Here is a 13,694-nt window from a genome sequence, read left to right as displayed (position 1 = left end):
TCCATGTCAATCTATTTACTTATTTGCTTTATTAAGTAAAATGAAAGTAAAATTTGGCGAATATTCTGAGCATAACTCGACAGATTCTAGTATACATGCTACTCTATTTTTGTATAATTTCCTTTATTTTTCAAAAAAAGCCGTGATAAAAGGAGGAAACCACTTGTCAATACCTGTCATTGATGTAAATGATCCAACCACATTCTATAATGAGAACTTCTTCGGTAATCCGTATGACGTGTATCGACAGCTGATTCAGCAAGGCGAAATTCACAAAGTGAATCTGTATGGAGGACTTTGGTACATCGGTGGATATGAAACCGTAAACAATTACATTGCAGACCCACGCATTTCCCATAACACGGCACAACAATATTGGGCAGTCCAGTTTTCGGAGCAACAGCTCTATGGAATTCTGGAGTTTATTCGTCTGTTTTCAATGTGGATGTCCCTTCAGGATGGCACTTCTCACATCAGATATCGCAAAATGTTAACCCAGGCCTTCTCCGTGTCGGTCAAAAATCTGGCTCCCTACATTATGGATCTGATCGACGACTCTCTTGATGAAATGGAAGGAAAAGAAGAGGTGGATTTGATTCGGGATTATGCTTACCCGCTTCCCACCAAAGTCATTATGAAACTGCTGGGTCTGCCTGAGGAACAGTATGAACGTGTGGCCGAATGTGCAGATAGTCTCGTTCACTTGTTCGGTTCCATGACGGTTACATATGAGGATGTCACGCGTGCACAAAATCTTTTGGTTCTGTTGACTGCCTATTTGACAGATGTGATTGAAGAACGAAAAATACATCCTCAGGAAGATTTTATTACTTATCTTATAGAAGCAACTGATGATGATGGTGTGCACCTGACAATTGAAGAAATTCATGCGCAATGTGCCATGCTGCTCTTCGCCGGACATGAGACCACACGTAATCTGATTGGGAATGGCATGTTTACACTAATGAAACATCCGGAACAACTTCAGAAATTGAAAGACTCTCCAGGTCTGATTAAAAGCACCATTCAGGAAGTCCTTCGCTATGAAAGCCCTGCACAGATTACCGTAAGAACCGCCCTTGAAGACATGGAAATTCTGGATCAGCAGATTAAAAAGGGAGAATTGATCATGTTCTGCTTCGGTTCAGCCAATCATGATCCGCGAAAATTTACCGATCCTCATCTATTTGATATTGAACGCAATGAAGCGCGAAATCTGGCCTTTGGTGTAGGAATTCATTCTTGCATCGGTGCCCAGTTGGCGATGATGGAAACAGAGATTGCCATGAGCCGCCTAATCGCAAGGTATCCCCATATGGAATGGATTCAGGATGAGCCCGAATGGCTTCCCAATGTAGGCTTTCGTGGTCTTCAACGACTGCTTGTCCGCTTGAACAATAGATGACCATTATGTAAGATCGTAAGATCATCAAAAAAAAGCGTCGCTCATTCATGAGCAACGCTTTTTTTGATGATCTTATTTAATCTGGTTTTTGGAACTCTTGCGTGGGACTCTTACCTTGGTACTTTTTTTGAAGGATTGAATGTCTTTTTCCGTAACCCCTTCACTTGAATACAACTGCTTGCAGAAAGCACCTATTCGATCAGAGCTTGCGGGATTGGACAACAGTAACATATGGTTGGATACATCGATGTCAAACAAATTAAAATTCGGAATGTTCTCCGCCCATATACTCCAATAGGTTGAGTTGTTCAGTTCGATGCAATCTTCCTCCGTGACAAAGTAAGGCTCAAGTTCACCAAAGAAGTGTCCGCTTTGATTGCGGAAATAATAACATGCCACAGCATCTCGATCTGCAAGCGATTGAACTTGGTACTGATCTGCCTGATATGCCTGCTGAACCTTGACACATTGCTCAATGAGCTGCTGTAGATGCTTCTCATTTTTGAAAAGCCCTCTGGATTTCGCAATTTCTGTTAAGTGTTTAAGAAAATCCTCATTACTTAGTTCCATATTGATTTCATCGCGGTGAATTAACGTGTCTGCAATTTTCTCCGGTTGATGAAGAATCGAAGACATTAGCGACATATTCACGGATTGTAAAATATAACCTTTGTCCGACGAAGTCATTTCGTCTTCATCAGAGAGATGGATGGAATCGAGCATCACCACGCTGTTTACCTGGTCACCCTGATTCTGAAGTAACCTGCACACCTCATATGCAATCAGGCCGCCAAGAGAATAACCGCCAAGATCATATGGCCCTTCCGGCTGAACGGTTTTTATGACATGCACATAATACATTGCCATGCCTTCGATCCCATATAACGGAGAGCGGTCAGTCATCCAGCCTCTTGCCTGGATCCCGTAGAAGGGCCGTGTACACCGGGATGCAATAACCTGATAACCTTCCACCCCACCCATTGCGGCGTGAAACCAGAAGATGGGTCGACCTTCAGAAGCATGATTCAGCCGAACAAGTTCGGGGAATTGTGACCATGACTTAACAATCGAATTCAAAGTACCATTTGTCTTCTCCTCCGGTCCGGTGACGATAAAACTTGTTGGCTTGCCCTGAAGCGTAGGGGTCTGATTTATTCTGTCTGTCAGACTTGCTATGATGTCTGCCAAAGTCAAACAATGTTGCAAATCTGCTGCATTGATTTCAGGATTCAGCTCGGTTTGCAATCGTTGAATCAACTGAATAAACACGATGGAGTCCATTCCATATTGCACAAGAGGTGTTGATTCCTGAATCTCACCGCTTTCCAAGCCAAGCAGATTCAGGATGATGGCTGTGATCCTGTGTTCCAGTGATGTATTCCCGGCTACATCTATACTGGAATCAGGAGCTCCTTCCTCCAGGCTGGAAACGACTACAGATTTAGCATGAGCAAGAGTATGAGTAAGGTCAACCCAGCATCTTCTCTTTTCAAATGGATACCCAGGCAATGAAATGATTTGAGCAGGCTTTCCTTCATACAGACCTTCCCATGAAACGTTGCCTCCTTTGGACCAATACAGTGCAATTTTATCAAGGCTGCCATCAGCCATGAAAGCTCTCAATATTTTTTCGCCAGCTCTTCCTGACAACAGCTCCTTCACTGCCGAATCTTCTTCTGCCCTTCCAGTAAACATCGGACAAGAATCAACCCAGTTTTTATTTGGCTTTTCCGCTTTCAAAAACTTCTTCAGCCCTGTAATGAGCTCTTTTTTATGACTCACAATTAGAGCCAAGCGATCCGGCATCGCTTCTCTGCCCACTTGTAGCGTGTACGCCACATCCCTCAGGCTCATCTCGTTATTTAATATGACTGTATTCAGGAGTTGCTGCGCAGCGGCCTGCAAGCGTTCCTTGTTCAACGCCGATAGAATGACAACTTGGGCCACCGAATCTTCGCTCACTGCATCATTTTGCTCTGTTTCAGCGGCTACGTACTCTTCGATAACCACATGTGCATTTGTCCCGCTGATGCCTGTGGTGCTAATCGCTCCCATTCTTGATACATTCAACGACGTTCTCCACGGTCTGTTTTCTTTATTGATATTGAGGTTGCTGCCCATGCTCATGTTGATATGCCGATTAGGCTCTTCATAGGAATGCAAAGCCGGAATTGTTCTATGCCTCATGGCCATCAACATCGTTATGAGGCTAACCAAACCGGATGCCGCAAAGGTATGTCCGATTAAAGGTTTTACGGAACCAATCGCCACGGATATGTCCTGATCGTTGTAAGAACCATATACGTTGGATAATGCCTGCATCTCAATTGCATCTCCTATCGGTGATCCCACACTTTGCGACATGATGAACTGCACGCTACGTGGATCAATCCGATACCGTTTGTGCACCATTTTCATCAACTCTGCCTGTGACTCAGGATCAGGCGAAGTCAATCCATTGGTTCGTCCGCTGTAATTAACACCACTGCCTCTAATTGTGCCATAAATATGGTCTCCGTCCCGAATGGCCTGTTTCAAAGGTTTGAGCACCAACGCGGTCACAGCCTCACCAGGCACCATTCCGTTAGCATGTTCGTCAAATACGCGGCACTGGCCATCGGGGGATAACATGCCTGCCCGATGGAGAGCTGTGTGCAGCATGGGAGACAGTATCAGACTCACAGCCCCGGCCAAGGCTGTGTCGCACTCTCCGCTCCTTAACGCCTGACACGCCTGATGAAGAGCTACCAGCCCTGAAGAACATGCGGCGGTGATCGCCATATTGGGCCCTTTCAGATCCAGAACATATGCAATACGGGCCGCAAGTGTGGCATTTTGATTACCGTTAATCGATCCTTTCTCTGCTGTCAAATAACCATACTCGCCTTCTTCAACCCCAACGTATACCCCACAATTCTGGCCACGAATACGATCCCCCATATAACCGGCATCCTCCAGAGCATGCCACGCCTCTTCCAGAAACAGACGTTGTCTGGGGTCCATCATCGCTGCTTCGTTCGGTGAAATCTGGAAAAACATCGGATCAAAACGATCGATATCCGCCAAATAACCTCCCCATGCAGGAATATCAGCATCCTTATTGGTTACATCCTTCCCGCCTTCTGAGGTCCAACGACTGCGGGGCAATCTCGATATACATGAAGAACCTGATTCAACATTTGTCCACAAATCCTCGATGTTGCCTGCCTGCGGAAACCTTCCGCTCATGCCGATGATGGCTATAGGTTCTTCCCTGTGAAGTTCAGTAGGTTCAGGGACAGGATGATCCATTGATCCGTCAAGCTGCTCCATTACAGATGGATTGGTGTTTCTGTCTGTATGGGAGTGATCCTGTATTTGTGTTGGATATGCGGTTGACATCATGCTGTACCTTGCTTCCATTTCTTCGGAAAAGGATGTGATCAGATGCTGCGAAAGTCTGTTCAGGGTGCCATGTGCAAAAAAGACGGTCGGTGACAATTCAAGCCGGAATTGCTGGCTCATAAGCTCAGCGAATTCTGCCAGACTGATCGAATCAAAACCATAATCCGCCAGATTCCGGTCTGGGTCCAACTTGGTTGCTTCCATTTTTAACAGTTGGGCAGCCCAGTCTCTCAGTTCTTGCACTACACATTCCTGTAAAGTCTTCCTTAATGGTGAATGTGAATTCCTTATTTGGGCCTGATCCTGCTTTGTCGCTTTTATGCGCAATCCAGGGGAAGACTGCTTGGAAACCGGCATGTCCAAGCCCAAAAAACGATGTATCCGGCTTGCCCTTCCCGCCAGAGCAAGCTGATGTGTACCGGATTGTCTGATCACCTGATCAAAAAAAGCGATCCCCTCATCCTTTTCCAGAAAACGCAATCCACTTGTTCTCAGATACATGTCCGTACCTTCTGACGTTCTGGAGCCCATTCCACCTTCTCTCCAAAGTGGCCATAAAATGGCGATTGTACGAATATTCTGATCCTGCATCTGGGCGTACGCCATCTGAAAACGATTGGCCACAGCGTAGTCACAGGAACCAAAGTCCCCCAGCAGCGCCGACGAGGATGAAAAATAACAACGAAAAGCCAGAGGTTCGTTTTGCAATGCTTCCTCCATCACAAGTAATCCTTTAACCTTGGGACGTAACACTTGATCGAACTCTTTTATGCTTTTGGACAGCAAGGTTCCCTGACTTTCCATTCCGGCGGCATGGACCCATCCGTGGATATCGCCACATTGCATTTTTGCGGATTCCAGAGCCGTTGTTACTTCCGCCGCTTCACTCACATCTGCCTGAACATATATGAACTTATTGCCATTTTTTCCAAGGTCCTTGAGCAATTGCCTGTTCATCTCATCCAGCGGAGATCGCCCCATCAAAACAAGATTGATTCCCTTTGAAGCCCAGACTTTTGCGAAAATAACACCCAATCCGCCAAGTCCACCAGTAATCAATACAGTCTGTCCAGGCTTCGGATAAAGGGTATACTCATCAGCATGTTCCGTTAAATCAACTTGCTTCATTCGACTTACCAAACGACGTCCATGCTCAAAACGAACACTTTGTGGCGATTCCGATAAAAGTTCATCCCACAGCAGGTTCGACAGGTCCGCAAATGCCAACATATCCGAGTTCTGTCGTGCCTGCGAGCTGCATACGGTTAATTTCGTCTTCTTCATACTCAGACTTATTGAACGTTCAAAGCCAATCCATGAGTCGAGGTAACACTGATCCAGCGCAGTGGCATGTTCTCCAGCCAGTAAAATACGTTTGGGTTGTATATTCTCCATAACCATCGCTTGGATCATGTGTACAATCGGACTTGTATCACGTAAATATTGGGCATCATCAAACGGCCACAGATACAGAACCGCATCAATATGATCTCCTTGCTTGGCGATCACGCGAAATTGTTGACAGTATACTTCCCGATCCATTTCCCCTGCCTCCAGGCCTGTTTCTTCAACAAAATAGACCTCGGTATCTGGACTGCGGCGAGCCAACATTTCGCGAATGATGGACTGTTTGATTTTATCGGATAACAGACATATCAGTCCCCTGACATTTTCTCTGTCCAGCTTGGCCGAATCTGAGTCAAGGTGAGCGGATTCTTCCCAAATTTCCTGGAAAGAAAAAAGTTCCGTTGCTTCTTCCGATGGTACGTGCTGACTCTCAGAAACAAATTGTTGTCTTTCGGCCGGGGAACCCGATTCGAATTTTTGGGCGAACTGATACGGCACCCAATACTTTTCCTTAGCAAATGGATACGTGGGCAAGCTTAACCTGGAAGGTTTATCTTGATCATCTTTATATAAATGCTCCCAACGAACCGGATATCCCTTGGTCCACAGATCCAGCACCTTTCCATAGGAACCGTTTTGCATCCATTGGTTTACGATTTCCTCTGTGCCTTCGTCCATGTTAAATAATAATGCTTCTTTGCCACCTTGCAGACCCGCTTGGTACATTAAACCTTCTGGTAGTTGTTCCATGCCTCCATCCAGTGCAGCGCTCAACTTTTCCTTCAGATCGGCGATGCCGGAAGTCAGCACACCCAACCGCTCCTCCATCGCATTACGTCCTACTTGTAACGTATAGGCCAGATCGCGGAGATCAGTATCCATATATGAATCGTACTGCAATCTCTTCAGCAACAAACGAACCTGCTCCTGAAGCTCACCTTTATTCCGTGCAGACAGAACAATCATTGTCGGATATTCAGGTGCCGCTGAGTGATTCGCCTCTTTTTTATCCAATTTTCCCGTATACTCTTCAAGAATGACGTGAGCATTGGAACCGCCAAAACCAAACGAACTGACCCCCGCTCGTCTTGGCATCGCCTTTCCGTCCGCGTTTGTAATCGGCTTCCATTCTTGCAGATCACGAACAAGGTAGAACGGACTATCCTCCAGTTCCACGTAAGGATTCACTTCATCCAGATGAAGATTTGGAGCCAGTTTTTGATGTTTTAATTGCAGTAGCACTTTGATTACACCTGCAATACCAGCAGCCATCTCCAAATGTCCTATATTGCTTTTTACCGAGCCTAGTCCGCAATGCGCCTCACCCATTTGTCTATCCCCTGTGTGTTCATACAGATTCCTAAACGTCGCTTTAAGCGCATTAACCTCGATCGGATCGCCCAAAGGAGTGCCTGTGCCGTGTGTTTCAATATAACCTACCGTTCTCGGATCAATTCCCGCTTTTTTGTACGCTTCAAATAACAATTCTGTCTGAGCTTTGGGGTTGGGTGCCGTTAATGAATTGGCGCGACCTCCATGGTTTTCGTTTGTTCCACGGATAACGGCATAGATATGATCTCCTGCTTCCTCGGCATCCTTGAGAGGTTTGATCATCAACATGCCGACCCCTTCACTTCGAACATATCCATCAGCCTGAGCGGAGAACGTTTTACACCGACCATCACTGCTCAACATACCTGCCTTAGTTAAGCTTATATATCCTTCGGGTGTCAAAATGGTATTAATACCGCCTACAACGGCTGCATTGCAATCCCCGTTCCTCATCGCCGTGACTGCGCGATGGATCGCAACCAGCGAACTGGAGCATGCGGTTTCAATCGGCTCGCTCGGGCCATGGACGTTAAGAAAATAACTCATCCGGTTCGGTCCAACCGAAGGTACAATTCCCGTGGACGTATAGCTATCCATAGCCATGCCTGAAGACGCGATGAGATTGCTGTATCCCGTACCAGCCGTTCCCACAAATATGCCCAGCTTGCTGCCAGATAGGCTTTGCGGAGCATATCCGGCGTCTTCAATTGCTTTCCACACATACAGCATTAGCAGCCGCTGCTGCGGGTCCATAAGTTCCGCCTCACGGGGAGAAATACCAAAGAATCCGGGATCAAATTGATCCACACCCTCAATAAACCCTCCCCAGATCATGTCGAGCTCCCCAGTCTCGTTAAAAGAATCCTTTTGATAAGCATACTTTTCCCGCCGAGACCGAGGAATTTCCGTAATGCAATCCCGCTGGGCTGCCAGATTGTCCCACAGCTCATCTGGGTCAGCAGCCATCGGGAAAATACCACTCATGCCTACGATTGCAATGCCTTGATCCTCCATGACGTTTGTTGGCTTCACCCTTCCCACGCCCGAGGCATGTTTACTTGTAAATTGTCGGAAAACAAGAGGTTCAGCTCGTTCAGTCCCACTCTTTGCTTGTGTGGGAACCATCTTGGATGAGAATCTCGTCAAAAATTGTTGTTGATAGGTACGTGTTACATATTGCGAGAAGGCTTGCAGCGTCGAATATTCAAAAAACAGTGCCGGGGTAAGACTCATGTTGAAATTCTCGTTAAGTGTGTTGGTCAGTTCCGTCAGCATGATGGAATCAAGTCCATACTCCCCAAGTTCAACCTCGGGATCAATGTGTGTAACCTGCACCTTAAGAAGTGACGAAATCATGGAAGCCATCGTTTCCCTGACCTTATCTTCAAGCCAGGCTGTATCCGTCTGTTCCTCTGGGATTGCTTGCTGTCCCGCATTCCGTGAGTCAAGAGCATCGGGGGAAGACAAAAACTTCTGTCTCAATCGAGTCACTTCACCTGCCGCAACCAGTACCTGACTTCTTCCACTTGCCAACGCCTGATACAGGGCTGCCGTTCCTTCTTCTTCACGCAGAGGATGCATGCCCGTCTGTTTTTTCAAATTGCGTAATTGCTGTTCATTGATCTGCATACCTCCCGATTCCCAAAGAGGCCAGTTCACCGATAACGTTTGTCCGGTCCGCTCTCCTCGGTGGACAAGCGTATTGCGATAAGCAGCAAAACGATCCATGAAAGCATTGGCAGCCGCATAGTCTGCCTGTCCAATGTTTCCTGTCACACCTGTACCGGAAGAAAATAAAATCATGACATCCAGGTCATCCCTCCGTGTTGCTTCATCCAGATAAACCGTCCCTGCAACTTTGGATGCCAGCACCTCTCTGCACTCTGCACCTGTTTTATTTTCAAGCAGACGGTCCCGGGTAATGCCTGCGCCATGCAGAATGCCGTTTACTTTCCCATACGTATGACGGACCATCGCCAGCACTGTCTGAACTTTTTCTTCATCCGCTACATCCATGGTCAAGTATTGAATGTGGGCAGGCAGTTCCTGTATCCTCTGCCTGACGGCAGTTGGCAACGCTGGAGACCTGCCCGTCAAGATGATCGTTGTCCCGGTCGCCTTGAATGCGATCTCCTGTGCAAAAATGGGTCCAAGACCACCGCCTCCTCCAGTAATAACGTATACGCCCCCATCTTGCCACGGATGGGGGGGCAGATGCTCATGGCCTTCTCGATTAGAACGCTCCCTGATGGAACTCACTGCCTCGGTGGATACATCCTGAACCAGTTCCTTCCATGATGCACGGTACAGTTGATTCTCCATATATCGCAAGTGATCCTCATTCGGCAAATTTGCACAGGACTTAAGCCGCTCCACCCATTGTTCCAGTGACGTATCACGCTGCATTTCAATAAGCTGGCAGCGTACCTGCGGATGTTCAAGCTGAACGGTACGGAGCAGGCCAGACAGCCCTGTCCACAGTCTGGATTGTTCTGCATCGTCAGGTATGACAACCTGAATGAATTTGCTTCCTTCATGACGAAGGCTCTCACCATCTTTGAACTGCTCCAGCAGGGCAAGCACATATGCTTCGTAACGTTGTACAAGGGTTCCTGCTGAACCGAGTTGTATCAGGGAAACCCCTGGCATTTCCTGTTTCAACATTTCGGTCATCGTGAAATTTGTCAACTCACCACACAGGATAATCCGGTGTTCGCTGTATGAAACCGGTACGGAAGAAGACATGCGGTTTGGGGCCGTTTCCCAGTGTGGCTCCAGAAGGATTACGCCTTCTACCTCGGGCATACTCACGGTGACTTGTTCCATCCAGATCAGAACCTGACCAGCGTCATTGGCTATGGCTACGTCCAGTCTAAGATCGGATCTAACCGCTCCAGTCGAATCATGATGTGGCGGCGTGCCCAGGCGAATCCATACCCAAACAGGTTGCCCATCCTGCAAAACCTCCAAGGAATGGACTGATTTTATGGTAATGGCTCCCCCGAGGTTCACTTGACCCTGTTGCCCACAGAGTTCACATAATCCAACTTGAATGACGTCTTTCAGCATTTCTGGATCAATGAACATGTTGGTAGATCTTGTAGTTTCTTCGGAACTGGAGATGTGTAGCAGTACTTCTCCATTCCCCTTATAACTTTGTTTCACACGGCCCGTCGTCTGTCCGCCAGACCATACATTGTCTGCGTTCAATGTAGCTGAGTTGAAATCCAACTCACACCGCTTGCGTATAACTTTCAGGTCAAACCTTGTTAGGTCGTAGGCAGAGCTTTCCGGTCTGGAGACTCTTCCCGTCGTTAATAACTGCCGTTCCTTTTTGTCGCCAGCACTGCTGATTTCGAAAAAAAGTTCTTTATGATCTTCTTCAGGGTAAATTTCAATTTGAATCTGTAATGGAAACGCCGTGTTCGGGATGTTTGTGTCATGCTGCACCCACTTCACATCGGATAATCTGAGCTTCATAACCGATTGCCCATCCCCGTCTGACGACTCCATGGCATGCTGCGCCGCCACACGAGCCATTTCCATACAGGCTACATCGGGAAAAGTCCGTTTGCCCGATGTAGCAGAAGTTTGCAAAAATGACTCGGTTCCAGTAAAAATGGAGCTATAGCGCTGTGAGTATAAATTAGAAATGTTACTGTGTAGAAGGGGATGCAGAACCCCTGCCGAGTTCGAATATTCATCTTCGAATGGCCGCGGCATTCGGGAATCAGGGATCGGAACCCAATACTTTTCTTGGGCAAACGGATACGTTGGCAGACTGATTCTGGCTGGTTTCTTCCCATCATACAGAGCTGACCATTGGACAATGAACCCTCTTGTCCAGATCTCTGCGACTTTGCCCAGCTTGCCACGCAGGTACCACTTATGGACCAGATCCTGCATTTCCTCATCTTCTGTTAGTGACAGGAGTGTGTCCTTGCGTTTGGCTTGCCCTCTGTACGTTTCAATCCCGTCATGACCTGTGACTGCTCCTTCATGCATGTAATGAGTCAGGCCAGTCGCCAATTCAGCCATAGTCCTCACAATCAGTGCCAATCGCTCCTCCATAGGCTCGCGTCCGATCTGTAACGTATAGGCCATATTAGCCAAATCGTTCTCTGCATACTTTCCTTCACGCAAGGCCTGAAGCAGTAAATTCACTTGTTCACGCAATCGTGCTTCGTTTCTGGCAGACAACACTACGATCGCAGGGTGTTGTCCGGGGATTTCTGTTGTATTTTTTTCATGATTCTCCCGATTCGGAATATACTCTTCCAAAATGATATGTGCGTTCACGCCGCCAAAACCAAAGGAGCTCACTCCCGCACGTCTAGGCATTTCCCTGCCATCGCTATCTCTCGGGGCAGCCCACTCTCTTGTTTCCCGCACAATATAAAACGGGCTGTTGTCCAATTGGACATAAGGGTTAATATGATCCAGATGCAAGCCTGGCACGAGTTTACGATGCTTCATCTGAAGCAGTACCTTCATGACACCCGCCACACCAGCAGCCATCTCAAGGTGTCCAATATGAGACTTTACAGAACCCAAACCGCAATGCGGTGTTCCAAGCGGTTCATCTCCTGATTGACGAGCCAGCTCTTTAAAAGCAGCCTTCAGCCCATTCACTTCAATTGGGTCACCCAGAGGTGTCCCCGTTCCATGGGTTTCGATATAACCAACGGTTCTTGGATCAATATCGGCTTTGCGATAGGCCTGGATCAATAGGTCAGCCTGTGCTTTCGGATTAGGTGCCGTTAAGGAGTTGGCCCGTCCACCATGGTTCTGGCTTGTACCCCGAATCAGCCCATAGATGTGATCTCCCGCTTGTTCTGCATCTTTCACCCTCTTTAGCATCAGCATGCCGACACCTTCACCGCGAACATACCCATTAGCCTGTTCGGAAAAGGTTTTGCAGCGCCCGTCTTCACTCAGCATCCCTGCACGGTTAAAGCTGATGTGCCCTTCCGGGGTCAGGATGGTATTAATACCGCCAACGATGGCTGCATCACAATCCCCATTTCTCATCGCTGTTACTGCCCGATGGATAGCAACTAGCGAGCTTGAACAAGCCGTCTCTATCGGTTCACTTGGACCATGTACATTCAGAAAATAGCTCATTCGATTGGGTCCTACGGATGGAACAATTCCGGTTGAGCTATACCCCTCAATAGCCATTCCGGAACGGGAAATCAGACTGCTGTATCCCGTTCCGGAGGTGCCCACGAATATACCCAGGTTACTTCCAGACAAGCTTTGGGCAGCATAGCCCGCATCCTCAATGGTCTTCCATACATAGAGCATCAGTAGACGCTGCTGTGGGTCCATAAGTTCCGCTTCCCGCGGGGAGATGCCAAAAAATGAAGGATCAAATTCATCTACACCATCTATAAATCCGCCCCATTTAATGTTGGTTTTATTCGATTCCTTTAGGGGATCACCATAAATGGACTTCCAATCCCAGCGTGACAATGGAATTTCGGTGATACAGTCTCTTCCTTCGATTAAATTTTCCCACAGCGCATCCGTATCCTGTGCCATCGGAAACCTTCCTGTCATGCCTACGATCGCAACAGGTTCAAACGTTGTTATCGCCTTGTCTGCTCGCTGAAAGGTTGGAGAGTTTCTTTTCTGAGCTTGATGAAAGCTTTCATCATTTACGGAAGTTCCAGCATTCTCAGCGTTCTCATACTGGTGAGCCATTTCAAAATTTTCGGATGACTTAAATCTGTTCTTCATTGTGGACTCAGACGAAATATGTGTTTTCTGGACATCTCCTGCCGAGGCAGGAGATGTCCACAGTTCTGCAAATTGATCAACATAAGTTTCCAAAGCATAGTCTGTAAATTGCGCTAACGTTGAATGTTCAAAAAAAACGGCCGGGGTCAGATTCAGTCTGTAGTTCTTGTTCAGGGAGTTACTCAGTTCGGTTAACATAATGGAATCAAATCCATACTCACTGAGCTCCACATCGGCTTCAATTTCCTCCGGTCGTACCTTCAATTGATCAGCCACAGCCTTAGTCAACATTCTGCGTGTCTTTTCATGTAACTCGGTATCAGCCTGAAGCGTGTTCCCGGACTCCTGAGACTCGCCGGAAGTCTGGGTGTGTTGATTTTGCGCCATTAAAGAGGTTAGTTGATTGGCAGCATCTTGCGGATTTAGTTTACGTGTTCTGATATCATTGTATATTTGATACAAGTCGTCTTTCATCCGATCACTC

General features: G+C 47.2%; 2 protein-coding genes. One reads left to right on the top strand and one right to left on the bottom strand.

Features of this window, described 5'->3' with window-relative positions; all coding sequences use genetic code 11:
• Positions 1 to 163 precede the first annotated feature (163 nt).
• Positions 164 to 1,405 (top strand): cytochrome P450, encoded by a 1,242-nt coding sequence (locus MHB43_RS13895; protein WP_405132147.1) that lies wholly within the window; start codon positions 164 to 166, stop codon positions 1,403 to 1,405.
• A gap of 72 nt (positions 1,406 to 1,477) precedes the next feature.
• Here the strand turns inward: MHB43_RS13895 and MHB43_RS13890 are convergent, their stop codons facing one another.
• Complete coding sequence (locus tag MHB43_RS13890) at positions 1,478 to 13,684, bottom strand: SDR family NAD(P)-dependent oxidoreductase (RefSeq protein WP_405132146.1); 12,207 nt, start codon at positions 13,682 to 13,684, stop codon at positions 1,478 to 1,480.
• Positions 13,685 to 13,694 lie beyond the last annotated feature (10 nt).

This window comes from Paenibacillus sp. FSL H8-0317, from assembly GCF_045040685.1.
Lineage (GTDB): Bacteria > Bacillota > Bacilli > Paenibacillales > Paenibacillaceae > Paenibacillus.
Note: the sequence above shows the minus strand (reverse complement) of the source record. Positions and strands in the feature narration are given on the sequence as shown.

Coding starts and splice junctions, on each gene's coding strand:
- MHB43_RS13890 (WP_405132146.1), bottom strand. CDS start 13,684: ATGAAAGACGACTTGTATCAAATATACAATGATATCAGAACACGTAAA.